General features: G+C 69.7%; 22 protein-coding genes and 7 pseudogenes. 14 read left to right on the top strand and 15 right to left on the bottom strand.

All coding sequences use genetic code 11. The annotated features are described in order from the left end of the window. Window positions 1–298: 298 nt before the first annotated feature. From U5640_RS42050 to U5640_RS42025, 6 genes and pseudogenes are all read right to left on the bottom strand, one after another. Complete coding sequence (locus U5640_RS42050; protein ID WP_340385655.1) at window positions 299–1,654, bottom strand: carboxylesterase family protein; 1,356 nt, start codon at window positions 1,652–1,654, stop codon at window positions 299–301. A gap of 14 nt (window positions 1,655–1,668) precedes the next feature. Continuing rightward, entirely contained in the window at window positions 1,669–2,739 is a 1,071-nt protein-coding gene (locus tag U5640_RS42045) for an LLM class flavin-dependent oxidoreductase (protein WP_340384475.1), read from the bottom strand. Window positions 2,740–2,846: 107 nt separating this feature from the next. Beyond that, a complete protein-coding gene (locus U5640_RS42040) occupies window positions 2,847–3,608 on the bottom strand; it encodes an IclR family transcriptional regulator (protein WP_340384474.1) in 762 nt (253 codons plus the stop codon). A gap of 89 nt (window positions 3,609–3,697) precedes the next feature. Next, a complete protein-coding gene (locus U5640_RS42035) occupies window positions 3,698–4,204 on the bottom strand; it encodes a flavin reductase family protein (RefSeq protein WP_340384473.1) in 507 nt (168 codons plus the stop codon). A gap of 647 nt (window positions 4,205–4,851) precedes the next feature. Next, window positions 4,852–5,217: pseudogene (locus tag U5640_RS42030) on the bottom strand (metal-dependent transcriptional regulator); the annotation flags it as partial. An 8-nt stretch (window positions 5,218–5,225) separates the two neighbouring features. Continuing rightward, complete coding sequence (locus U5640_RS42025) at window positions 5,226–5,759, bottom strand: YbhB/YbcL family Raf kinase inhibitor-like protein (protein WP_340384472.1); 534 nt, start codon at window positions 5,757–5,759, stop codon at window positions 5,226–5,228. A gap of 154 nt (window positions 5,760–5,913) precedes the next feature. On the opposite strand from U5640_RS42025, the gene U5640_RS42020 reads away from it, so the two are divergent. Further along, window positions 5,914–6,615, top strand: a complete 702-nt coding sequence (locus tag U5640_RS42020) for a GntR family transcriptional regulator (RefSeq protein ID WP_340384471.1) — start codon at window positions 5,914–5,916, stop codon at window positions 6,613–6,615. A 61-nt stretch (window positions 6,616–6,676) separates the two neighbouring features. Here the strand turns inward: U5640_RS42020 and U5640_RS42015 are convergent, their stop codons facing one another. Continuing rightward, the gene (locus U5640_RS42015) at window positions 6,677–7,717 is read right to left on the bottom strand and encodes an NAD(P)-dependent alcohol dehydrogenase (RefSeq protein ID WP_340384470.1); all 1,041 of its coding nucleotides are present in this window, start codon (window positions 7,715–7,717) and stop codon (window positions 6,677–6,679) included. Between the two features lie 170 nt (window positions 7,718–7,887). Between U5640_RS42015 and U5640_RS42010 the strand changes: the two genes are divergently transcribed. Continuing rightward, a complete protein-coding gene (locus U5640_RS42010; protein ID WP_340384469.1) occupies window positions 7,888–8,799 on the top strand; it encodes a helix-turn-helix transcriptional regulator in 912 nt (303 codons plus the stop codon). 92 nt (window positions 8,800–8,891) lie between these two features. Here U5640_RS42010 and U5640_RS42005 read toward each other — a convergent pair. The 3 genes and pseudogenes from U5640_RS42005 to U5640_RS41995 form a co-directional block, all read right to left on the bottom strand. Further along, window positions 8,892–8,978, bottom strand: a pseudogene (locus tag U5640_RS42005) (antibiotic biosynthesis monooxygenase); the annotation flags it as partial. A gap of 12 nt (window positions 8,979–8,990) precedes the next feature. After that, a pseudogene (locus U5640_RS42000) lies at window positions 8,991–9,161 on the bottom strand (hypothetical protein); the annotation flags it as partial. An 88-nt stretch (window positions 9,162–9,249) separates the two neighbouring features. Further along, complete coding sequence (locus U5640_RS41995) at window positions 9,250–9,531, bottom strand: hypothetical protein (RefSeq protein ID WP_340384468.1); 282 nt, start codon at window positions 9,529–9,531, stop codon at window positions 9,250–9,252. 218 nt (window positions 9,532–9,749) lie between these two features. On the opposite strand from U5640_RS41995, the pseudogene U5640_RS41990 reads away from it, so the two are divergent. Then, window positions 9,750–9,854, top strand: a pseudogene (locus tag U5640_RS41990) (AAA family ATPase); the annotation flags it as partial. A gap of 38 nt (window positions 9,855–9,892) precedes the next feature. Next, window positions 9,893–10,369 (top strand): MFS transporter, encoded by a 477-nt coding sequence (locus U5640_RS41985; protein ID WP_340384467.1) that lies wholly within the window; start codon window positions 9,893–9,895, stop codon window positions 10,367–10,369. A 263-nt stretch (window positions 10,370–10,632) separates the two neighbouring features. Here U5640_RS41985 and U5640_RS41980 read toward each other — a convergent pair whose 3' ends face one another. The 3 genes and pseudogenes from U5640_RS41980 to U5640_RS41970 all read right to left on the bottom strand — a co-directional run bounded on the left by U5640_RS41980 (window position 10,633) and on the right by U5640_RS41970 (window position 13,502). Beyond that, on the bottom strand, window positions 10,633–11,490 hold the full coding sequence (locus U5640_RS41980; RefSeq protein ID WP_340384466.1) for an alpha/beta fold hydrolase: 858 nt from the start codon (window positions 11,488–11,490) through the stop codon (window positions 10,633–10,635). A gap of 2 nt (window positions 11,491–11,492) precedes the next feature. Then, window positions 11,493–11,675 (bottom strand): annotated as a pseudogene (locus U5640_RS41975) (hypothetical protein); the annotation flags it as partial. A 42-nt stretch (window positions 11,676–11,717) separates the two neighbouring features. Next, complete coding sequence (locus tag U5640_RS41970; protein ID WP_340384465.1) at window positions 11,718–13,502, bottom strand: FAD-dependent monooxygenase; 1,785 nt, start codon at window positions 13,500–13,502, stop codon at window positions 11,718–11,720. A 168-nt stretch (window positions 13,503–13,670) separates the two neighbouring features. Between U5640_RS41970 and U5640_RS41965 the strand changes: the two genes are divergently transcribed. The 7 genes from U5640_RS41965 (at window position 13,671) to U5640_RS41935 (ending at window position 18,820) form a co-directional block, all read left to right on the top strand. After that, on the top strand, window positions 13,671–14,291 hold the full coding sequence (locus U5640_RS41965) for an RraA family protein (RefSeq protein ID WP_340384464.1): 621 nt from the start codon (window positions 13,671–13,673) through the stop codon (window positions 14,289–14,291). Between the two features lie 20 nt (window positions 14,292–14,311). Continuing rightward, complete coding sequence (locus U5640_RS41960; protein WP_340384463.1) at window positions 14,312–14,728, top strand: RidA family protein; 417 nt, start codon at window positions 14,312–14,314, stop codon at window positions 14,726–14,728. After that, a complete protein-coding gene (locus U5640_RS41955) occupies window positions 14,725–15,708 on the top strand; it encodes an amidohydrolase family protein (RefSeq protein ID WP_340384462.1) in 984 nt (327 codons plus the stop codon). The genes U5640_RS41960 and U5640_RS41955 overlap by 4 nt, the downstream gene beginning before the upstream one ends. Continuing rightward, window positions 15,708–16,691, top strand: coding sequence for a hypothetical protein (locus tag U5640_RS41950; protein WP_340384461.1), 984 nt, complete (start codon window positions 15,708–15,710; stop codon window positions 16,689–16,691). The genes U5640_RS41955 and U5640_RS41950 overlap by 1 nt, the downstream gene beginning before the upstream one ends. Then, window positions 16,688–17,377, top strand: coding sequence for an RraA family protein (locus U5640_RS41945; protein WP_340384460.1), 690 nt, complete (start codon window positions 16,688–16,690; stop codon window positions 17,375–17,377). The genes U5640_RS41950 and U5640_RS41945 overlap by 4 nt, the downstream gene beginning before the upstream one ends. 10 nt (window positions 17,378–17,387) lie before the next feature. Next, window positions 17,388–18,059 carry an RraA family protein gene (locus tag U5640_RS41940; protein WP_340384459.1) on the top strand — a complete coding sequence of 224 codons (672 nt, stop codon included), beginning with the start codon at window positions 17,388–17,390 and terminating at the stop codon, window positions 18,057–18,059. 86 nt (window positions 18,060–18,145) lie between these two features. Then, complete coding sequence (locus U5640_RS41935; protein WP_340384458.1) at window positions 18,146–18,820, top strand: GntR family transcriptional regulator; 675 nt, start codon at window positions 18,146–18,148, stop codon at window positions 18,818–18,820. A gap of 494 nt (window positions 18,821–19,314) precedes the next feature. Here U5640_RS41935 and U5640_RS41930 read toward each other — a convergent pair. After that, window positions 19,315–20,153, bottom strand: a pseudogene (locus tag U5640_RS41930) (SDR family NAD(P)-dependent oxidoreductase). A gap of 148 nt (window positions 20,154–20,301) precedes the next feature. Between U5640_RS41930 and U5640_RS41925 the strand changes: the two are divergent. Beyond that, window positions 20,302–20,715, top strand: a pseudogene (locus tag U5640_RS41925) (SDR family oxidoreductase); the annotation flags it as partial. 98 nt (window positions 20,716–20,813) lie between these two features. Here U5640_RS41925 and U5640_RS41920 read toward each other — a convergent pair. Then, the gene (locus U5640_RS41920; RefSeq protein WP_340385653.1) at window positions 20,814–21,512 is read right to left on the bottom strand and encodes a TetR family transcriptional regulator; all 699 of its coding nucleotides are present in this window, start codon (window positions 21,510–21,512) and stop codon (window positions 20,814–20,816) included. A 276-nt stretch (window positions 21,513–21,788) separates the two neighbouring features. Between U5640_RS41920 and U5640_RS41915 the strand changes: the two genes are divergently transcribed. Together U5640_RS41915 and U5640_RS41910 are read left to right on the top strand one after the other, a co-directional pair. After that, window positions 21,789–22,778 (top strand): NAD(P)-dependent alcohol dehydrogenase, encoded by a 990-nt coding sequence (locus tag U5640_RS41915; RefSeq protein ID WP_340384457.1) that lies wholly within the window; start codon window positions 21,789–21,791, stop codon window positions 22,776–22,778. Window positions 22,779–22,866: 88 nt separating this feature from the next. After that, entirely contained in the window at window positions 22,867–23,772 is a 906-nt protein-coding gene (locus tag U5640_RS41910; protein WP_340384456.1) for an NADP-dependent oxidoreductase, read from the top strand. The last annotated feature ends 24 nt before the right edge of the window (window positions 23,773–23,796 follow it).

Raw genomic sequence — 23,796 nt, 5'->3', positions numbered from 1 at the left:
TAACCAAGCTGGCCGGGCCTACCGCCGGGCTGGCGGGATGTCAGGTCTGTGGAGCTGGCGTAAGACTGCTGGGCGTACCAACGTCCCGTGCCGTTAGTTCGGGGCAGCTGCTGTCTGGGAAGCAGAAAGCTCAACCCGTGAGGGGAGAATCTCCCTGCTTCAGCTGGGGTAGAAGTCAAGTGCCTGTTCCTTGTCGAGACGTGAGGTAAGCCGATGGACTTACCACCGAGAGGGATCTGTTGATGACGTCGATGTGAGTGAGGTGCCGCGCATGCGTGAGCTGCTGGAACCCACCGCTTCAGCTGACTTGACAGGTTCCGCTGTGATCCTCGTCTGGTCGCTCTGTCGTCGGCGGGTGACCGTAGAGGAATGCTCGGAAGTCGCGTCGTAGGCGGATGGAGACCTCGTCGATTCCCTCATCGCCTGCGTAGAGGGGGGCGAGTTCGGGGTGGCGATGGTTGCCGAACAGTACGGGCACGTCGAGGGTGTGGGTGGCGCCGAGCCAGCCGTCCCACAGGGTCGCGGGGCGGCTGTAGCGGGTGCGCCAGACGTGGTTTGGTGCGGTGCCGGCCCAGGCGTCGGCGGGTTCTTCGAAAAGGGCGCTGGTCACGGCGGCGGACAGCGCCCAGTGTGCGTCGTCTGCTCGGGCCGGCGGGAGGGAGAGGGCTGCTGCCTTGTAGCGGCGGTGGCCGTCGCCGGGCAGCATCGCCGCGGCGATGGCTTCGGCCTCGGTTGACGTCAGCCGGCGCGGGGAGCGTTCGTCGAGCACGAAGAACGTGCCCTCGTCGGACGTCGTGTTGAGCCTGGTCGGGATCGCGGAGGGCGCGGGGAGGCCGTTTGCGAGTTCGCCCGCGGCGACAGGGCCGAAGCGGTGGGTCGGGGCGATCGCGGATGCGGCGGCGATCAGAGTACTGTCATCGAGCTCTGCCAGCTGTCGGACAGGTACGTCGAGTTGTGCGGCCAGGCGCTGCACGACGTCGGCTGCGGGGTCCGGTTCGGTGAGGCGGGGGGCTCCGCTGTGCAGGGCCAGTGCGGCGATTGGTGTGTCGGCGCCGGGCAGTACGGACTGTATTGCCGCGCTCATCGCGCCTGCCGAATCCCCGGCCAGGGTGACACGGCTGGGATCGCCGCCGAACGCGGTGATGTTGCGGCTGACCCAGTCGAGTGCGGCCCTCTGGTCGAGCAGGCCGAGGTTGGCGTGGTCGCCGGTCAGTTCGGGGTGCCAGGCGAAGCCGAGCGGGCCGAGCCGGTAGTTGACGGTGACGACGACGGTTTCGGTGTCTTTGGCGAGCGTCGCTCCACGCAATGCGGGCACGTCGCCCGATCCGTTGGTGAACGCGCCGCCGTGAATCCATACGAGCACCGGCAGATTCGCTTGGCGGTCCGGCTGTGGTGTCCATACGTTGAGTACGAGGTAGTCGGGGCCGGACGGTCCGGACTGGCCGAGGATCATCCGAGCTCGAAGGCTGCCCGGCTGTGGTGCGGCCGCCCCGAATCGGGTGGCCGGCCTGACACCCTCCCACTTGGGCGGCAGGGTGGGCGGGAGGAACCGCGATCCGGCCGTAGGACCGGCCGCGTAGGGGACACCGAGGAACGCGGCCACACCGTCCTCGACGGTCCCTTCGAGCTCTCCTGATTCGACGCGCACACGCATCGTGGTGCCTTTCGTCATGCGACCGGGACTCCTCGGAGGCTCAGCGTCTTCTCCGCGGCATCGCGGGCTGCTGGGGCGACGTGTTCGGCGACGGCCCTGGCGGTGGCGGTGGCTTCGGCGAGCCCGATGTCGCCGAAGATGATCGACAGTTCGAGGTAGTTGATGCCGGACGCCTCTATCTGCGCGACGATCTCGTCACGCACGGAGTCCGCGGTGCCGACGAACGCGTTGCCCTTGGCGAGGAGCTTCTCGGCGGAGAAGACACTGTCCAGCCGGTGGTCGTCGTTCTCGTGCCACAGGTGCAGGATGCGCTGCTGGAACAGGTCGCTCGCGCGGTGGAAGAGGTCCTCCGCCTCGGCCCGGCTGCCCGCGACCACGACCGGGCTGGAGATGCCGAGACGCGGCCGGCCGGTGATGGGGTTGAGCCGGTCCTCGTCGGCGCGGTGCTTCTCCCAGGTCGTCCAGAAGGTGTTGCCCACCTCGGCGACCCGGCCGTTCTCCCAGCGCGTGACGAAGTTGATGCCGTTGGATGCCGCCCACTCCGCGGTGGCCGCGCTGCCGGAGGCATACCACAGTTGCGGGTACGGGCTCTGGACCGGGAGCACGGACAGCGCCGCGTCGTAATCGCGCAGCAGGGTTCCTTGATGCTTCATCCGGCCGGTGCGAAGCGCGGTCGTCACCGCAGTGAGCGTCTCCTCGTAGATCGCACGGGCCTGATCGCCTTGGACGCCCAGGATGCCGAGTTCCAGTGGGCTGACACCGGGGCCGACGCCGAAGTCGAGCCTGCCGTGCGAGAGTTGGTCCAGCGCGGCGATCTCCTCGGCCAGGCGGAACGGCTCGTAGGCGGGCAGGACGTTCACCAGGGTGCCGATGCGCAGCGTGCTGGTGATCCGGCTCAGGGCCGCGACGAAGAGGTTGGGCGACGGGACGACGGAGAGCGGCGTGCCGTGGTGCTCGGTCACGTGATAGTGCGCGAACCCCAGCCGCTCGACCTCCTGGGCGAAGCGGAACCGGTCGTCGAGCAGTTCCCCGACACTGCCGTGGGCGAGATCGAACGAGTCGAAGATGCCTAGTTCCAGAGACATGAGACGGCCTTTCCGCTTCCCGGTGTTCGTGACCTTCGATCACTGTGCGCGGGAGGCGGGAGGGCGGTCGAGGAGATCTTTCCAGTATGCGGAAACGCTCCGGATGATCAGCCGGGGTTCGCGATCTCCCGGGAGATCAGCTGGGCGTACTCCCGCAGCGGGGGGATCAGCCGCGGGAGGTTCGCGTCAGACGCGGGGACCAGCGCCGTCAGCGCCATCGGAGTGCGGTCGATCCCGGTCGCCACGGGCACGGAGAGCGAGGACTGCCCGGGGGAGCTCTCCGCGCGGGCGATGGCGTACCCGGCCTGTCGTGCAGCTTCGACCTGCGCCACGACGAGGCGCGGCAGGACCTGCGTGTACGGCGTGTGCCTCTCCAGGCGCGTACGGAGCGCTTCCGAGAGCGCGGTCTTGTCCACCGTCGACATCAACAACTTGCCCGCGCTGGTCGCGAACAGAGGGAGATCGTCGCCCGCGTGCGTCAGGCGGATGCTGTCGAGCTTGCCGCGCACGGTGTCGATGCACACCAGCCGGTCGCCGATCATCGTGCTCAACGCGACGGCCGCCCCGGTTCGCGCGGCGAGTTCATGGGCGAACGGGAGGGCAGTCCTGCGCAGCTCGCGCTCCCAGGCCGAGGACACGCCCAGGCGCCAGATCTTCTCTCCCAGCCGGTACGTCCCCGACTCGGTCCGCTCCACCCCGCCCCACGCGACGAGCTCGCCCAGCAGCCGATGCGCCGTCGAAATCGGCAGGTCCGCGCGGCGCGCCAGCTCGCTGAGCGTGAGCGGCGAGGTTTCCGCGCCGAGGAGATCCATCAGGCCGAACACGCGCCCGACGTGGCTGTTGGACTCGCCGCCGGGCTTCTGCGCCATCGAGACTCCAAGTACGTCCACCCTCAGATATCCCTGATGTTAACCAGCCAATCGGGCGTTCACTACATGCGGTCGGTCACGCGCACTCACTACATGCGGTCGGTCACGCGGCGGAACCTGCTGTGGTGGAACAGCAGCGGTTCGACGGCCGACTGCGCATGCGCGTCTTCCACGAGGAGGAACGCGATCTCGTGGTCCCCGATCGTGGTGAGTTCGGCGATCGAGCAGCTCAGTATCAGTGCGCTGCCTCCGATGTGCACCGCACCGGCGGGTGTGGCGGTCCAGTCGGCGCCGGCGAACCGGTCGCCGGGCCCGGCCAGCACGCGCGCGTAGTCCGCGTGCTGGTCCGCCAGGACGCTGATGCCGAGTTGCCTCACCTCGCGCAGCCGCGCCCAAGTCCGCGACTGGTTCCCGAACGCGACGCTCACCAGTGGCGGGTCCAGGGAGACAGTCGTGAACGAACTCGCGGCCAGACCGACCGGAGACCCGTCGACGAGCGCGGCGACCGCGGTAACCCCGGAGGGGAAGAGTGAGAAAGCGCGGCGGAGTTCTTTGTGTTCGGCTGCCCTGACCGGTGCTGTTGCCTGAGTCGTCATTGCTGATCACCTCGGAATCACTGACAGTGTGATCTCCACTGTCATCGCCCGGCAGGTGCCTGTCGAAGAATTCCTTCCACGGATTGGAAGGCCTGGCACGGGGCCTGTCCGTCGTCGGCGACAGCAGCCAGGACAGCACCGTCAGGAGCAGTCCGACCCGAGCCCGAGTTGTGCGGGCGATCGACACCTCCGAGGCGCGTCGCCTGGTCATCGCCCGGGGTTCGACCGGGAGCGCACGAGCGAGAACCTGGCCTGCACGCCCTCGTTCCTGCCACCAACCAGGCGACACGCGCGGGTTCAGCGGTTACCCCCTCCAGGAATCCGCGAACTCGCGTGCTTCAGCTCGGGCCAGGTCGAAGGTCACGTCACGAGAGCCAAGCTCCTGAAGCGCATGGGCTTCGGCCGCGCGCACCTCCCGCTTCTCCGCAAACGCATCCTCCACAGCCCATGACCGCGAAGTCGTCACAAGATCCCCGACAGAGCCGAATTACATGACCGCTGGCAGGTGCCTCCAAGGGGCAGAAGGCCGTGGATGTTCAAGCTGCTGGCTTTGAACATGTCCGCGTCGACTGCGTCGGCGAGGCGGACCGCCAGGGCGGTGAGGATGTCCAGCAGTGGGCGGTGCCGGCGGTGCGGTTTGGCATCAGGTGCCGCAGCAGCTCAAGGACGTGCCGTTCGACGGCCTCACTCAGCACGTGCTCCCAGCGGCAGGCTTCGGTGTGGGCCTGCTCCCACTCCAGCGCGATCACGTCGACGAGCAGGCACTCCGCGAGCCGGTGCTTGCGCATCACGCGCGTGGCGAGCCGCCGGCCCTCCTCCGTCAGCTCCGGGCGCCGGTCGGCGGCAACGTGCAGCAGGCTAATGCGCTCCATGCGGGCGGCGGTCCGGATCACGGTGGGGCCGCTCTGGTCCAGCCGCTCGGCGATGCGGCCACGCGTCGGGACCACGCCTTCCTCCTCGAGCTCCAGGATCGTGCGGAGATACCTCTCGGTGGTGTTGATGAGTGGGGACATGCTGTTCGTCAGGCGGGGGTTTCGGCGGTTGCGGTCAGGACCGCGCGGCCGAGAATGTGGCCGGCCATGGTGAAACCGAGAACTGCCGGGGTGGCGTCGGCCGGGACGCCGATGGACTCGACGTCGAGGGCGTGGACCACGACGAAGTAGCGGTGCGGGCCGTGCCCGGCCGGCGGGGCGGCGCCGATGAAGCGGGCTGCGCGGGCGTCGTTGGGCAGTTGGAAGGCGCCGTCGGGCAGGCCCGAGCCGGTGTCGTCGCCGGCGCCCTCGGGCAGCTCGGTGACGGTGGCGGGGATGTCGGCGACCGCCCAGTGCCAGAACCCGGACCCGGTGGGGGCATCAGGGTCGTAAACGGTGACGGCGTAGCTCTTGGTGCCTTCCGGGGCGCCGCTCCAGGACAGCTGCGGGGAGACGTCCTTGCCGCCGGGAACGCCAGAGGCGTATTGCTCGGGCGACCATGCGGCGCAGTCGGTGACGGTGGTGCTGGTAACGGTGAAGGAGGCCGCCTCGGGGAGGCGGGCGAAGGGGTCGTTGGCGCTCATCGCGTCGTTCCTTTCAGGCCGGGCTACGGGATGGCGGTGATGCGGCCGAACGGGCCCACAGGGTCGCGCAGAGGCACCGTCGGCCGCATCACCGCCATGAGATCGACCATAACACTAATAATCGATTATGTTCTGGATCGTCTATGCTGGGAGCATGACTCAGGCCCACCCCTTGACCTCACCGGGGAAGCAGATGCTCTCCGAGCGGGTCTACGCACGCCTGCGGGATGCGATCATGCGGGGGGACTACGCCCCCGGTGACGCCCTCAAGCCGCAGGAGCTCGCCAAGGAACAGGGGGTGAGCCTGGCCGTCGTGCGTGAGGCGCTCGTGCGGGTGGTCGGCGAAGGTCTCGCCGACCGGCTGCCCAACCGGGGCTTCGCCATCCCGGCCTTCTCCGACCGTCGCTGGCAGGAGATCGCGGAGGCTCGCCGGACCATCGAACCGGTCGTGCTGCGCATGTCCATCGCGCGCGGGGACGTCGACTGGGAGGCCCGCCTGCGAGCCGCCCACCACCGTCTGGCCCGCACCCCCGCGTACGCGCCTGAGGAGGGCGAGTACTACAGCAGCGCATGGTCCGAAGCCCACCGGGTCTTCCACCGCACCCTGCTGGAGGGATGCGGCAACCCTGTTCTGCTGGAGACCGTCGACCGGATGTGGACCGCGAGTGAACTGGCTCGCCGCTGGTCGGCGCACCGCGTCCCGGGCCGGGACCACGTTGGCGAGCATCGCCGACTGGAGGAGGCGGCGCTGGCCCGCGATGCCGACACCGCGGCCGAGGCATTGACCCAGCACCTCACCCAGACCGCGGCTGGACTGACCGGCCGCACCCGCGGCGAAGCCGCGAAGCAGGCCTGATGACCCTCGCCGACCTGGCCAGATGTAGCACCTTCCGCCGGGGCCTCACCTGTCGGACGAGTCAGATCGTCGCGATGTCGATCACGAAGCGGTAGCGGACGTCGCTGGAGAGGACCCGCTCGTACGCCTCGTTGATCTGGTCCGCGCGGATCACCTCGACCTCGGCGCCGAAACCGTGCTCGGCGCAGAAGTCGAGCATCTCCTGGGTCTCGGCGATACCGCCGATCATGGAACCGGCGAGGGTCTTGCGTCCGGCGATCACCGAGAAGAGGTTCAGGGCGATCGGCTCCTCGGGGGCGCCCACGTTCACCAGCGCGCCGTCCCGCTTCAGCAGCGACAGGAACGCGCCGAGGTCGAGCGGGGCCGAGACCGTGGAGAGGATCAGGTCGAAGGAGCCCTGCAGGTCCTTGAAGGTCTGCTCGTCGCTGGTCGCGTAGTAGTGGTCGGCGCCCAGCTTGAGGCCGTCGTCCTTCTTGCGCAGGGACTGCGAGAGGACCGTGACCTCGGCGCCGAGCGCGTGGGCGATCTTGACGCCTGTGTGGCCGAGGCCGCCCAGGCCGAGGATCGCGACCTTCTTGCCGGGGCCGGCATTCCAGTGCTTCAGCGGGGAGTAGGTGGTGATGCCTGCGCACAGCAGCGGTGCGGCCACGTCCAGCGACAGGGCGTCGGGGATACGGACGACGAAGTTCTCGTGGACGACGACCTTCTGCGAGTAGCCGCCGTAGGTGAGCTCGCCGTCCTTGCCGATGGCGTTGTACGTGAAGACGTTGCCGCCGGTGCAGTACTGCTCCTCGCCAGCCTTGCAGCTCTCGCACTCCCGGCAGGAGTCGACCAGGCAGCCGACGCCCACCCGGTCGCCGACCTGGTACTTGGTGACGCCCGCGCCGACCTCGGAGACGATGCCCGCGATCTCGTGACCCGGGACCATCGGGAAGGTCGCCTCGCCCCAGCCCTCCCGCGCCTGGTGGATGTCGGAGTGACAGATACCGGCGAACTTGATGTCGATCAGGACGTCGAACTCACCGACCTCGCGGCGCTCGATGGTGGTGCGCTCCAGCGGAGCCTTCGCGGCGGGGACAGCGTAAGCGGCAACAGTGGTCATGCCGAGGGTCTCCTAGCAGTGGTTACGCGCCCGGCTGCCTTCTGACCGGGCATGTCGTTGAGCATGCCGGACCGCACGGACTTCACCCAGACCACGCTTCTGCGTACGTCCGCTGTGCCTACCACTGGCGGGGTCAGGATGGCGGGCTTACGACAGTGAATACTTGAGGCATGGACGAACAGCCCCATCCCGTACCCGAGCCCGCGGGGGCGCTGGACCGGCGTGCCGAGCTCAGCGAGTTCCTGCGCACCCGGCGCGCCCGGCTGAAGCCGGAGGACGTGGGGCTGCCGGACTTCGGCCGGCACCGGCGGGTGCCCGGGCTGCGCCGAGAGGAGCTGGCGCAGCTGGCGGGCGTCTCGGTGGCGTACTACACGCGCCTGGAGCAGGGCAACGGGCGGAACGTGTCGGCGGAGGTACTCGACGCCATCGCGCGGGCGCTCAGGCTGACGGACGCCGAGCATGCGCACCTCACCCACCTCGCCAAGCCGAAGCAGCACAAGAAGAAGCCGGCGGCGCGGTCGCAGCAGGTGCGGGGTGCGCTGCGGCAGCTGCTGGACTCGATGGACTCGGTGCCGGCGTACATCGGGGGCCGCTACTCGGACATTCTCGCCTGGAACCGGATGGCCGCGGCCGTCTTCGGCGACTGGGGGGAGCTGGCGCCGCAGGAGCGGAACTGGGCCCGGCTGGTGTTCCTGAATCCGGCGTACCGCGAGCTGTTCGTGGCGTGGGAGGAGAAGGCGTCCGACGTCGTCGCCCTGCTGCGCATGCAGGCGGGCTTCTATCCGGACGATCCGCGGCTGTCCGCTTTGGTCGGCGAGCTCTCCGTCAAGAGTGAGGAGTTCAGGCGGCTGTGGGCCATGCACGACGTCAAGGAGAAGAGTCACGGCGTCAAGCACCTGCACCACCCGCTGGTCGGCGACCTGCTGCTGAACTACGAGTCGTTCCCCGTGACCGACGGCAGCTATCAGTGCCTGAGCGTCTACCACGCGGAACCCGGCTCGCCCTCGGCGGAGGCGTTGCGGCTGCTGGCCAGTTGGGGGGCGGACGCCACTCGGGCGGGGCAGTCGGCGACGTCTTCCTGAGCCGTGCCCGGCGGTTCGTGCGTCGCTGCTGGGGGCTGCCGCCCCCAGACCGCCGCTGAAAGGCCTCCCCCCTGATACGGCGGCATCGTCCCTCACGTCCACCGCGGCACCGGCTGCTCCGCCGGCGGCTTGGCGTCCGGGCCCGAGAAGTAGACGGCGAGGCGGGTCTTCCACTCCACAGAGGGCATCTCATCGTCTGCCGAGTATCCCTCCAACTCCTTCAGTGCCCAGGCACGCAGTTCCTCATGGTGGGCGTAGCCAGCAAGCATGAGGCACTGACGGAGGGCAGAGGCGAGAGGGACAGTGTCGTCCAGGACGGCGTGCTCAAGCTGCTCCGGGCCCCGAACATCGAACGTCGTCACGGTGGCCAGTCTGCCCTGCCCCACTGACAACCCAGGTCACCTTCGTCAGCAGTATGGGTTCGACCACGGTCCAGGCCCGGCACCGTGCTCAGGAAGCCACCGGGTCTTCCCAGTGGGCAGCAAGGGCGGGCATGGGTTGCGGAATGGGCCCCAGATCACCGTCGTGCGGGATGCGCAGATCGTCGACGGCGTCTTTGAGGGCCCCTTCACACAGGGCGGGTCCGGGGGCGGGCAGCGTGTAGTAGATGGCCGGGCCCGCCGCGCAAGAGGGGTGCTGGATGTCGGCGTGGTGGGCGACGGAGGTGTAGGTGCTCCAGCCGAGGGTGTTGAGGCGGTGGAGCTGGTCGGCCCAGTGGGCGGCGTCGCGCATGTCGCCGCGGCGCAGGTGCAGGAGGTAGAGGCACAGGGCTGCGGTGGTGGTGATGCCGGCCCCGGCCTAGTGCCACCAAAACCGGGCGCCTTCTTCCTGGTCGGCGAGGTAGAGCAGGCTGGCGAAGGTGAGGGCGCCGTCGGGGTCACGGCTGGTGGCAGTGGCGAAGTCGGGGATGTGGGCGGCAGCGCCCGCGTGGTGGACGGTGCCGCGACACAGCAGGCGCAGGTCGTGCGTGGCCTGTGATCGCGTTGGGAACCGAGGCCGCGATGGCCGGTTTCCGGGTGAAGTACACCCTGGCGACCAAGCTCGTGAACGAGCTTGGTCGGTCCCGGTCTGTTGAACGCGGCGTTCGGGGTGTGTGCACTCGCGGGGGCGCTGGTCTTTGGGGCGGTGGGCAGCCGCTTTCGGCGGTGGCCAGTGTTCACCAATCGCCTTTCTCATCGGGGGCCTGCCGCGCTTCGTGGTCGCCGCCTTCACCGACACCTTCACGCCGCTGGTCGTGATCATGGCGGTTGAGGGTCTCGCCTTCGGTGTACTCAATCCCATCATGGCCACAGTGACGTATGAGACGGTGCCGGAGGAACTGCGCAGCCGCGTGTTGAGTGCGACGACGGCCTCGGTCCAGCTGGTCACTCCGCTGGGCGGACTGGCTGCGGGCTTCCTCGTGGATTCGGCCGGCCTGACCTGCACGCTGCTGGCGGTGGGGGGTGTGTATCTGCTCGCCACGCTGTGCCCGTTGATCTTCCCGGTCTGGAGGCAGATGGACCGTACCGGCTCTCCCCACGACAGGGCGGAGGGCTCGCCGCCGCGTGTCTCGGGGCCCAAGCAGCTGTAGAGGCGCGGGCCGCTTGTGTCTGGGCTGTCTTCCACCTGCGGACCACCGCCCGGAGCTGCCCGGCCGCCTCGACGATTGACAAGACAGAACGGGCGGCATCGTGGTCATGATGCCGCCCGTTCCGTTGGCGCGTCATCAGCGCATTCGTCGGTGCTCCCGCGGCCCCGGCAGTGTTGCTGAAACTCACCGACATTCCAGACGCCGACCCCACCCAGTCGTTGCTAGAACTCACCGACAGGCGTTGCTGCCCGTCATCGACATACTCAGGTACGGCTGCCGAGTTGCCCGACGACGTCCGCGACCTGCCGGGGCATGGACAGGAAGGGGGAGTGGGAGGCGTCCAGTTCCGCCACCGAGGTCGGATTACCGGGGAAGGCCGCGTCCGCGTCGCTGATGAACTTCCGCTGGAGGGCCGGCCGGAGCGCCATGTCCTTGGAGCAGGTGATGTAGGTGCGGGGCACCGAGCCCCAGCCGTCCGGGGTCAGCGTGGTGGTGCCGAGTGGGATGGCGGCCGGGGCGTCGGGTGTCATCAGCGCGAGGGCGGCGTCGGCGACGGCCTCGGTGACATCTCCGTAGAACATCTCGCGCAGCTGAGCGCGGTAGGCCGGGTCGTCGGAGGCGAGGTCGAGCCGGAGCGCGCCGACCACGGCCGGGTCGGCCCGCAGGGAAGGCCCCACCAGTTCTCCCGTGTTCTCCGGCAGCTGCACATAGGCGACCGCCGGGATACCGGAGCCCGGCATGAACGCGGCCACATACACCGCGTGCGCCACCAGGTCGGGTGCGATCTGCGCGACCCGGGTCAGCACGGTGCCGCCCATACTGTGCGCGACCACGGTGACCGGGCCGCCGCGGCCGACCTCCTTTATCTGCGACAGCAGCAGATCGCCGGCCTGATCGAGATCCACGTCCGCCACCGGCGACACTTCCGTGGCCAGCGACTCGGGCGGGAAGGGGCGTTCGGTGAGACATCTCGGCCGACGGGCCCGGAGCCCGTGGCCTGCCATGTCCACGGCCACCGCGGTTCGGCCGGTGCCGGCCACCCGGGTTGCCACCTCGCTCCAGCACCAGGAACCATGCCAGAAGCCGTGCAGGAACAGCACGGGCGTTGAATCGGCGGACATGATCACTCCTTTGTTTCGTCGGTCGCGGCGGGGGCCATCCAGGGGGCCCGCACCCGGGTGCGCAGTTCACGCTTGAGCAATTTGCCGCTGGCGTTCTTGGGCAACCCGGCGAACGCGATGTGTTTGGGCGACTTGAAGTCGGCGAGGCTTTCACGGCAGTGGGCGATGAGCTCTTCGTTGAACATGCCGCTCCTCGTGGGCTGCTGCGGTTGTCGCGACGCGGTGGCTCACAGGCCCAGTACGGAGGAAACGGCCCGGCGGAGTTCCGTGGGGCGGTCCTCGGTCCAGTCGGGTGCCCGCCAGGCGATGTGTCGGTCCGGGCGGACCAGCAGGGCGCCGCCGCTGCCGACACCACGGACGGCGGCCCATTCCCCCTCGGGGTCGGTCCATTCGGCGCCGGGGCCGACGGCACGGACCCGCACGGTCGCTCCGGTGGCGGCGGCCATGAGCGCGGCGGCGGTCCAGCGGGGGGCGTGTTCGGCGTCCACCAGCAGGGTCAGGCCGCGCGGCGCGATCAGCTGGTGCACCGACTCACGGGACGCGCCGTGGTCGAGCCACGCGTGGGGGAGGTGGTGGCCCGGGCGGGTGGTCGGTACATGGTCGCGCAGGGGATCCCGTAGCTTCGGGGCTGGTGTGCCGTCGGGGACCAGGGCGCCGGTTTCGTAGTGGTAGCCGAGTTCCACTCCGAGCTGGCTGTAGTCGTCGGCGTTGCTCGCGACGGCCTCGGCGACGGCGGCGCGCTTGGCCTCTCCCGCCGGGGTGTCAGCGAACCATTCGGTGACCGCGTCCCAGCCCTCCGTCTCGCTCTGGTCTGCCCGCAGACCGAGCGCGGCGGCGATACGGGCGTGTCCGCCGGCGTTTCTGAGACAGTGCCGGACGTTGAACTCGCCCACCGGGCGGCGCTCGGTCTCGTAGGTGTCGAGGAGGGCGTCGCCTGCCTTTCCGGACAGGACGGCGTCGAGTTTCCAGACCAGGTTCTGCACGTCCTGGACCGCCGTGTTCAGGCCGAGACCGCCGGTCGGCGGGTGTCGGTGGGCCGCGTTGCCGGCCAGGAAGAACGGCCCCTGCCGCTGGCGCCGGGCCACCACGCCCTCGAACTCCCAGTGGCTGACCTGGTGCACCTCGATCTCCAGGTCGGGCAGGCCGAGCACCCGGCGGACCCGGTCGAGGACGGCGGTCAGGTCGTTGCGTTCCGGATCGTCGGTGCGGTAGCCGACGTGCGCGGCCCACTCGGTGGAGTCGCCGCCCCAGCGGTCGGGGCCCATCGCGCACAGGACGCCCGAGAAGGAGCCGCGCCCCTCGGGTGCGAGGAAGTAGCGGAGCAGGACCTCGTCGTCGGAGATCCACTTGGACAGGTCCATGGTCGCGTGCAGGGTGACCTGGCCGAGCAGCCCCGTCGGGCCGTCCATCTCGATGCCGAGCAGGTCGGCGCACAGCCGTCCGCCGTCGGCCGCGATGACGTAACGGGCGCGTACCTCGTATGTGTCGCCGCTGTCCCGGTCCCGGACGGTCGCTACCGCGCCCCGGCCGGAGCTGTCCTCGGAAAGGGCCGTCAGTTCGTGGTGGAAGCGGATGCTGTCGGCTCCGCACACCTCCTCCGCCCGGGTCCGCAGCAGCGGGTCGAGGCGCAGCTGCGGCACGTTGGCGTAGCGGGCGGGGCTGGCGGCGGCGTAGCGCCCGGCGTCCGGGCCGCCGCCCCAGGCGGGCAGCTCGCCGACCACCTGTCCGAAGGGCACCGCGTCCCCGGCGAGTGTGGTGTGCCAGGCCACCTTGTGCCAGCGGTCCTCAGGCGGGGAGAGGTCGTAGACGGCGTCGGCCACGCCCATGTCGGTGAAGATCTCCATGGTGCGCTGGTTGAGCAGATGCGCTCGGGGCAGCCGCGAGGCGGCCGGATGCCGCTCGACCAGGAGGACGTCGACGCCTCTCAGGCCGAGCAGGACGGCCGCGGAGAGTCCGGCCGGGCCGCCGCCGACGATCAGGACGTCGGGCGCACGGTGGGGATGACTGCTCATCGATTGGCTCCCTTGCCAACAGCGGGCTGGTCCGCTCGACCGTAGATCTAGCCAAGATTGAATGCAATAGTGGCGTCAAAGGGATTTCTTTGGATGGGTGATTGCATTCAATCTTGCATCCGTTTACGGTGGGCCCCATCCCGCCGACCAACGAAGGGACGGCACACCGTGACCCAGTGGGACACCCCTGCCGAGGCCCTGGCCTCGGCATCCTCGGCGACTCTGCACGAGGCGGCAGGCCGGAGGGGGGCGCTGCCATCGGTCATCGGCCCCGCCTTCGCCGGTGCCCGCCTCGCGGGACCGGCCTTCCCCGTCGCCTCGCCGCCCGGCGACAACCTGTGGATCCATCGCGCCGTGTACGCGGCCGAGCCCGGCGACGTGCTCGTCGTGGACGTGGGCGGCGGAACGGAGTTCGGCTACTGGGGCGAGATCCTCAGCACCGCCGCCCTCGCCCGCGGCCTGGCCGGCCTGGTCATCAGCGGCGGGGTCCGCGACCGGGACGCCCTCGCCGACCTCGGTCTGCCGGTCTTCGCCACCGGCCTGTGCATCCGCGGCACCGGCAAGGACTTCGACGCCGTCGGTTCGCTGGGCGAACGGGTGCGTATCGGCGAGGTGTTCATCGAGCGCGGGGACCTGGTGGTCGGCGACGCGGACGGGGTCGTGGTGATCCCGCGGGCGGACGCCGAGGCCGTGGTCAAGGCAGGCGCCGAGCGTGATGCCAAGGAGGCCGCACTGATGCGCCGTATCCGCGCGGGCGAACGGACCCTCGACCTCTATGGCTGGCAGTGACCCCGAAGGAGCGATCACCGATGCCCAATCCCCGTAGACGACCGATCGAGATACCCGGAGTGCACCATGGCGGGGCCCCTTTCCCGCTCGCCGTCGTGGTCGGCGACCTGCTGGTCTCCAGTGCCGTGCACGGCATGGACCCCGACACCGGGAAGGTCCCCGAGACCCTGGAGGCGCAGACCGCCGGTGTCTTCGCCAACATCCGCCGCATCCTGGCCGCCGCCGGTGCCGGGCCAGGCGACATCGCCAAGGTCGCGGTGTTCCTCGCCGAGGGCCAGTCACGCGAATCCCTGAACGCCGAATGGGTGGCGATGTTCCCGGACGCCGACGACCGCCCGGTACGGCACACCGTGCCCTCCGCCCTGCCGCCCTCCCTGCTGATCCAGTGCGAGTTCACCGCCGTACTGCCCACCCCCTCCCCCCAGGAGCAGCCGTGATCATCGACAGCCACGCCCACCTGGTGGCGCCCGACTCCTTCTACGGTCTGTGGACCCAGCTGGAGGCGGCCGGCACCTACCACGGGCGGATCCCGTCCAAGGCCACCGACGAGCAGCTCATCTCCTCCGCCCGGCATCAGATCACTCTGATGGATGAGGTCGGCACCGATGTGCAGCTCACCTCGCCGCGCCCCTACGTGCTCAAGCACTCCGCCCGCCCGTCGAAGATCGTGCACTGGTGGATCGAGGCGAACAACGACGCCGTCGCCGTCCAGGCCGCAGCCTTCCCCGACCGGCTGCGCGGCATCGCCGCCCTGCCGCAGGTCGCGGGCGAACCGGTCAGCACTCTCTTCGACGAGATAGACCGCAACCTGGAGCGCGGCTTCGTGGGGGTGCTGCTCAACCCCGACCCCAGCGAGGGCGCCGGAACCACGCCGGTGATGGGGGACGAGTACTGGTACCCGCTCTATGAGCGGCTCGTCGCACGCGATGTGCCGGCCCTGCTGCACTCCGCCGCCTGCTACGGCCGCGAGAGCTACAGCGAGCACTTCATCACCGAGGAGAGCCTGGCGATCAACAGCATGATCCGCGCCGGGGTGTTCCGTGACTTCCCCGACCTGAAGGTCGTCGTCCCGCACGGCGGCGGCTCGGTCCCCTACCAGCTGGGCCGCTGGATCGCCCACGACCGCGGACTCATCACCGCCAAGTCCGGCGACCGCGAGACCTTCGCCGAGACACTCAAGCGGTTCTGGTTCGACACCTGCCTCTACACCCCGGAAGCCCTGGAGCTGCTCTTCGCCGTGGTCGGCGCGGACCGCGTCCTGTTCGGCACCGAACGCCCCGGCAGCGGCGGCAGCCTGGAGGACCTCAAGCCGGTGCTCGACAAGCTCCCGTCCCTGTCCGACGACGACCGCCGGGCCGTCTACGAGGGCAACGCCCGCCGCGTCTACACCCGGCTCGACGACCTCCAGGAGCGGTGATGGCCGACATCGTCGCCGTGGCGGGCACCTCGCACAGCCCCGTACTCGCCATGGAACCGCAGAAGATGTGGAAGCTGCGCGCCGAACACGACAGGTCCAACCCGGAGTTGTACGACACCGACGGCGTCGTCCGCTCCTACGACGAACTCGCCGAGCGGGCCGGGGACCGCTACCTGGCCGAGCTGAAGCCGGAGGTCTGGGACCGCAAGTTCCAGCAGGCGCAGGCGGACATCGCCAGGCTCGCCGAGGACCTGATCGCCCTCGATCTGGACGCGGTCCTCGTCGTCGGCGACGACCAGGACGAGCTGTTCTCCCACCAGAACCTGCCGTCCATCGCCGTCTACCACGGTACGGAGATGACCACCCACCACGCCATCGACGTGGGCTTGGGCGCCGAGATGGTGGAGGTGCAACGGCTGCTCGGGATGGACGGGGAAAGCTACCCGTGCGACGCCGAGCTGGGCCGGCGCATCATCGAGAGCCTCGTCGACCAGGGCTTCGACGTCTCCTCCAGTAACTCCACCGCACCGGACACCGGCTTCGGACACGCCTTCGCCTGGGTCACCGGACGCCTCCTCAAGGGACACACGGTCCCGACCGTGCCCATCCTCCTCAACACCTACTTCAAGCCCAACCAGCCCACGCCCGCACGGTGTCACGACCTCGGCGTGGCGCTGCGCAAGGCCGTCGAGGCCGCTCCCGGCAACGCCCGGGTGGGTGTGGTGGCCTCCGGAGGGCTCAGCCACTTCGTGGTGGACGCCGAGCTGGACCGTACCCTCCTCGACGCCATGAGCGACCACGACGCCGCCACCCTGCGCGGCCTGCCCGCCCACCGCCTGGACTCCGGAACCTCCGAGATCCGCAACTGGATCACCGCGGCGGGCGCGGGCGCCCACCTGGACACCAAGTGGGTCGACTACCAGCCCGCCTACCGCACCCCTGCCGGCACCGGAATCGGCCTGGCCTTCGGGCTGTGGGCATGAGCGCCGGCCCGCAGAGGGAGCGGCGTGAGAGGGACGAGGCAGTCGCCCGGCTGGCCCGGCTGGATGCCTGCGCGGTCTCCGACGCGCTGGACAGCCTCGGTCTGCCCGGGGCCGTCCTGGGCCTGACCGCGCTAGCCGCGCCACGCCGCATCGCGGGTCGTGCGGTCACGGTGGAACTGGCCGAGCCGAGTGCCGAGGTGGCGGGTTCCGGCCGCCATCTCGGCACGGCGGCCGTGGACGCGGCGGGCCCCGGCGACGTCATCGTGGTGGCCCACGGCGGCCGGACCCACGCCGCCGGCTGGGGAGGCGTCCTCTCCACGGGCGCCCGGCGCAACGGCGTCGAGGGCGTCGTCGTCCACGGCGCCTGCCGGGACGTGGACGAGGCCCGCGAGCTCGACCTGCCCCTCTACGCGACGACCGGAGTGCCGGTCACCGCCCGCGGCCGGGTCGTCGAACATGCCTGGAACGTGCCCGTCGACATCGCCAGTGTCCCGGTCGCCCCCGGCGATCTGGTTATCGCGGACGCCAGCGGAGTCGTTTTCGTACCCGACGCGCACGCCGAAGAGGTGCTCGCCACGGCCGAGGCGATCGCGGCGAAGGAACGCGCGATGGTCGAGCGGATACGGGCCGGGCACGCGATGGCCGACGTCATGTCCACCGACTACGAAACCATGCTGGACAGGTGAGGAGCCCCCAATGACGGATATCGCGAACAGCACGGTGAAGGCCCTGAAGGACCTCGACACCAGTCATGTCAGCGATGCCATGGACCGCCTCGGCATCGCCGGGCAGTGCCTGGGCATCATGCCGCTCGACCGAGGCTTCCGCCTGGCCGGACCCGCGTTCACGGTCCGCTACGGCCCGGTCGGCACCGAGCCGGGCAGCGTCGGCGACTACATCGACGACCTCGCCCCGGGCTCGGTCGTCGTACTCGATAACGCCGGACGCCTGGACGCCACCGTCTGGGGCGACCTGTTGACCGCGACCGCCGCGCGGCGCGGCATCGGCGGCACCGTCATCGACGGTGTGTGCCGGGACTCCGACCGTGCCCTCGAACTCGGCTACCCCGTCTACAGCCGGGGCCGCTGGATGCGCACCGGCAAGGACCGCGTCCAGGTCGACGGCTACCAGGTGCCGGTCACCGTGGGTGGTGTCCGCGTGGAACCGGGCGATCTTCTCCTCGGCGACGCCGACGGCATCGTGGCCATTCCGGCGTCCCGAGCCGACGAGGTCATCGCCGCGGCCGAGGAGATCCGGGACGCCGAGGACCGCATCCGGGCCGATGTCGAACAAGGCATGAGCCTTGCGGACGCACGTGCCAAGGCCGGTTACCACACGCTCCAGACCCGGGTCGGCTCCGACGACTGACGGGCGGACCCGAGACGCGCCGGTCGGCCGGAGAGGCGGTCTTTATACTGCCTGCAAGATTGGATTCAACGTAGGGAGTGATTGGCGTGGCTGGCTCCGATCGGCGCGCTCTTGTCAAGGAAGGAGCCGGCGCGGAGCGGACCGTGCGCGAACTCCGGAACCAGATCCTGCAAGGGCGGCTCCTGCCCGGCGAACAGATCCGACAAGAGGAGATCGCGGAGCAACTCCGCATCAGCCGGGTTCCGGTGCGAGAGGCACTTGGCATCCTCACGAGCGAGGGTTTGCTGACGCACCGTCGCCACCAGGGGTACTTCGTCACCAAACGCTCCCCTGAAGAACTGGCCCAGATCGGTCTGATGCTCGTCCTGCTGGAAGAGGAACTGGCCCGCACCATCGTCTGGCCGGCCGAAGAGTTCCTCAACGAACTGCGCTCGCTCAACGAAGAGATGGCACGACTCGTCGATGAGCCCGAGTGGGCCGACATGGTGCCCATCAACCATGACTTCCACCTGCGTATCTTCGGCCTCTCTCCGCTCAACCTCGTGCTCGACGAGGTACGGCGGCTCTGGCTGATGCTCGACGTGTTCATCGCGATCAACTACGCGACCCGCGAGCGGCGACGGCAGACCGTCGCACAGCACGAGCGCATCATCAAGGCGCTGGCCGCCCGCAGCCGCGCCCGCCTCCTCAAGAGCATGCGCGACCACCGTGATGCCACCGGCATCGGAGCCCAGGCGGGCATGATGCACCGCAGTACGTGAAGCAGCGGACTCTTCGGTCCCCCCGGGGCGACGGCGTTCCGCGGCCTACCAACGGAAGGACGCCGTACATGGCGCAGCAGCAGAAGATCCTCGTACTCGACGGTGCCCGCACCCCATCGGTGACTTCGGGGGTGCGTTCGCGGACCTCCCGGCACACGAGCTCAGCGCCGTCGCGGCCCGGGCGTGGCTGTGTCACTTTCCGTGGATGCCGTTTCAAGGTGAGTTCGGGAGTCACCTCGGTCGCTAATTCATGATCAATGTCAGTGAGAAGACAAACCGACATCCCAAACTCGGTCAGAAGGCGACTCCCACAGTCACGTCGAAACGACTCCCGCCCCCGGTTACAAAGCCACCCGCCGGCAACGCGGCTGACGCGGATACGAGGGCCGGGCCCAGAGTCAGCACACGGCAGATGTCGTGCACCATACGTAGCAGCCACCTTGCGGGCGAATACTGCAACTCTCGAATACCGACACTCCACCAGTGAGCCCGGGTCAGGACGAGGTGGCGAGGGCGAAGCGGACCCCTGTCAGCTCCTCGGACGGATCCAACAGCCGACGTGCCGTGTCCGGGTCTTCGGCCGCGGGGTCGGGACGGACCGTCGTGGGATAGCCGCGGAATTCCTTCCAGCCGTCGGGACCGTACAGCTCTCCGCCGCGCGCCCGACGCGGTCGCCCCGTACAGCTGGGGCAGCACGCCCCGCTCGACGTCCTGGGACCACACGGCCTTGACGGCACGCCGCCCAATTTTGATCATGCCGGTCGGGCCGGTGGAGGTCAGGTTCGTGGCCGAGTATCCGGGATGGGCCAGCAGGCTGCGCACCGGGCTCCCCGCAGCGCGCAGCCTGCGATCGCGTTCCAGCCCGAACAGGACATTGGCGAACTTCGACTGCTCCCCGGGGATCGCTACCCGCCTGCAGCAGGTCCAGCAGGAGGCCGGTGAGGGCGAACTGGCCGAGGTGGTTGCCGGCGAACTGCGACACGTGCCCCTGCGGGGACAGCCGACGCGGTGGCGCCATCACCCCGGCATTGTTGACCAGGACGTCCACCCCCACGCCGTCGGCGTGCATCCCGTCGGCGAACGCGCGCACCGAGTCCAGGTCGAGGAGGTCGATGTGGCGCACCTCGAGGCTCGCCCTGGGATGGGCGTCGCTGATCTCCCCGGCGGCTTGCCGCCCCTTGGTCTCGTTCCGCACGGCCATCACGACATGCGCGCCCCCGCGGGCCACGTGCCAAGTGGTCGCCAGTCCGAGGCCACTGTTGGCCCCGGTGACGACAAAGGTCTTTCCGGTCAGGTCCGGAATCCGGTCGGCCGCCCACTTGCCCCGATTCATGTGACCCATCATGACTCTCATGTCCCAGTGCGTCAATCAGACCCCGGCGAGACGGATTGAGCGCGAATCGGCACCTTGGCCCCAGGTCGATCCGGGCGCAGCCCACCATTCACGGCGGGCCACCGACGCACACCATCGAGGAAGGGCATCCGCCACCGCCGACGTGAGCGACGCGGAGTGGGAGCGGGTCGTACGGATCAACCTGACCGCTCCGTTCCTGCTCGCCCGCGCCGCCCTGCCCCACCTGCCGGCCCGCGGCAACGGCGCCATCGTCAACACGGCCTCCGAGGCGGCCCTGCGCGGCAGCGCCGCCGGCACCGCGTACACCGTCTCCAAGCACGGGATCATCGGCCTGACGAAGTCGACCGCGGTCATGTACCGGGACCGCGGCATCCGCGTGTTCGACGGCGACGGCGCATCGCTCATGGGCCGCTACCAGGAGAACGTGGGCAGCGTGGCCGCCGCGGACGAAGTCGCCGCGGCCATCGTGTTCCTCGCCTCGGACGCGGCGAGCAACATCAGCGGGGCCGTGCTCCCCGTGGACAACGGCTGGTCGGCCGTCCGACCCAGGGCACCCCTGCGGTGTCCGGCCCCCTCGGCGGGGCCGGACACCGCGCGCTCATGCTTCATGAGGTCGCTTCCCGAGGGGGCAGCGGCTCCTCAGGCGGGCGCGGACGCGGCACCGGGGGACGCGCTCGGTCTCGGCGGCGGGATCGGCGCCTGCCGGGCCGCGGTCAGGTTCAGCCCGGGTTCCGTGCCGAGGTCGACCGCCGGGGTGACCATTGCGAGAGCTTGGCCGACGAGCCCATCCATGGCTTTGGTGCCTTCGCTGTCCACCCAGTGGCGCAGCCCGGTCTGGAACGCGGCGAGTGCCACACCGACGGCAAGGGCAGGGCGCATGTCGGCGTCAGGATCGAGCCCGGTTCGGTGGGCAAGGATGCCGGTCATCTCGGTCTGCCATTGCGACTGCCGCTCCAAGAACCGGGCCAGCAGGGCCGGCGTGTCCAAGATCAGCCTGCTCACCTGCAGCGCCTTCTCCGGATCGGCGCCGCACACGGAGGTGAACACGGACAGCGCGTGGCGGAGCGCCGGTGCGGGTGGCTCATCCTCAGGTCGGGCGCGCAGTTCCGCGCACATCTGTGCACCGGCTCCCGCGAGCATGTGCACGATCACGTCTTCCTTGGACTGGAAGTAGCGGGAGAACGTGCGTCGTGACATCCCCACGGCGGCCACGATCTGGTCGACCGTCGTCTCCTCGAATCCCTGCTCGGCCAGCAACGTCACCGCAGCCTCGGCCAGTTCGCCGCGTACGAGCTGACGCTTGCGCTCCGCGATGCGGGCCGTTGGTGCTGCGTTCATATCCACCACGACTCCGATGCTACCTTGCGCTACTTTAGGCCCGCCAGGACCTTCTTGACTCAGCGTGTCATCAATGACAGTCTGGGAAACATGTCGGTGAGAAACGGGGCCATGCATCGGTGTCCCCCAGCGGGAACCGTCGCGGGTATCGGCGACGCCCTGCCCGGCTCCCGGTCGACAACGCGGGGACGGCACCGCACCACCCGAGACCTGCCCGGTGCTCGCCCGTACGCACGGATGCGGCCCGGTCGGCAACACCATCAGGAGGCCCCCGCCATGGAAGCGATCGTCTACCGCAAGTACGGCTCCGCGAGCGATGTCCTGCGGCTGGAGAACATCGACAGGCCAGTGCCGAAGGCTGGGGAAGTGCTGGTGCGGATCCTCTCCGCGGCGGTGAACCCGCTCGACACCCAGAAGCTGCGTGCCGAGCCGTATCTGTACCAGCGCCCGGCCACCGGCTTGCGCCGACCGAGGAAGCCCGTCCTCGGCGGCGATGTCGCCGGGCGGGTCGAGGCCGTCGGCTCGGGCGTCACCAGGTTCCAGCCGGGTGACGAGGTGTACGGGTCGATCCGGGACGGCGGGTTCGCCGAGTACGCGGCGGCCCCCGAAGACCTCCTGGTGCACAAGCCGCCGCAGCTGTCCTTCGACCAGGCGGCGGCCCTGCCCGTCTCGGGAGTGACCGCACTGACAGGACTCGGCGGTCCGCGAGGCGTCGAGCCGGGGCGGCGGGTGCTCGTCATCGGCGCGTCGGGCGGTGTCGGGACGTGCGCGGTGCAGATCGCCAAGGCGATGGGCGCCGAGGTCACCGGTGTCTGCAGCGGCAGGAACGCCGAACTCGTCCGGTCGCTCGGCGCTGACCACGTGATCGACTACACGAAGACGGATCTCACCACGACCGGGCGACGCTACGACGTGGTCCTCCAGGCCGGGGGAACCGATACGGCCTCGACGCTCCGGCGTCTCGCCACGCCGAAAGGCACGGTGGTCCTCCTGAGCGGAGAGGCGTCCGGCCGCGTCGTCGGACCGATCGGCCGCGTGGTGAAGGGCCTGGCGCTGTCACCGTTCATCAGTCAGAAGGTGCGGGCGCTCGCGGTCATGCCCACCGCCTCGGACCTTGAGCAGCTGAGCGAGGTCGTCGCGGCCGGAAAGCTCACCCCCGTCATCGACCGGACCTACCCGCTGCGCGACACGGCCGACGCGATGGCCTATCGCCAGACGGGACGCGCCCGCGGAAAGGTCGTCGTCAGGGTCACCGGGGCCGCCTGAGCGCCGCGCGGCGTGGCGCCTGTGACCGCCCACCCGACTGTCGACTGCCAACTACCCGATTTCATAAAGGACTTGGAGGTCCTTTTCGATGCGAGCAGTGACCTATCACGAGTACGGCGACCCGTCGGTGCTGAGGGTCGAGGACGTGCCCGAGCCGCACGCCGGCCCGGGCGAGGTCCGGATCCGGGTCGAGGCCGCCAGTGTCAACCCGATCGACGTCAAACTCCGGGCCGGGTACCTGAAGGAGATGATGCCGCTGCAGTTCCCGAAGATCCCGGGCCGGGACGCGGCCGGAGTGGTGGACGAGGTCGGTGACGGGGTGACGGGTGTCGCCGTCGGCGACCGGGTGTTCGGGAACTCGAGCGTGGGGACCACGGCCGAGTACGCGGTGCTCTACGAATGGGCGCCGGTACCGGACGCGTGGACGATGGAGCAGGCTGCAGCCGTGGGGGTGGCGGCCGAAACCGCGATCCGCGTGCTGAACGACCTGAAGGTCGGTGCGGGCACCACGCTGCTGGTCGAGGGTGCCTCCGGCGGTGTCGGCAGTGCCTTGGTCCAGTTCGCCGTCGCCCGGGGAGCCACCGTGATCGGCACCGCCGGCGAGGCCAACCACGCATACCTGCGCTCGCTCGGCGCCACGCCCACGACCTACGGGCCCGGGCTGGCCGACCGCGTGAGCGCGCTCGCTCCCGCCGGTGTGGACGTCGTCGCCGACCTGGCGGGCGCCGGCTCCCTGCCGGACCTCGTCAAGATCGCGCCCGCTCCGGGAGCCGTGGTCTCCATCGCCGACCCGAGCGCTCAGGAACACGGCGCCCGTCTCTCGGTCGCCCCCGACATTCCCACGCCGTCCGCGCTGGTGGAGGCCGCGGAATCGGGGGCGGCCGGAGCGTACGTCCCGCACATCGAAGCCACGTACCCCCTCGACCGGATCGCCGAGGCCCACGCCCGCAGCGAGGCCGGCCACGCCCGGGGCAAGCTCGTCATCAAGATCTGAAACAGGCCGCACGGCCCCAAGGCC

Origin of the sequence: Streptomyces sp. SS7, from assembly GCF_037993025.1 — a bacterium.
Taxonomy (GTDB): Bacteria; Actinomycetota; Actinomycetes; order Streptomycetales; family Streptomycetaceae; genus Streptomyces.
The sequence above is the reverse complement of the archived record's forward strand: the minus strand, read 5'-3'. Positions and strand labels throughout refer to the sequence as shown.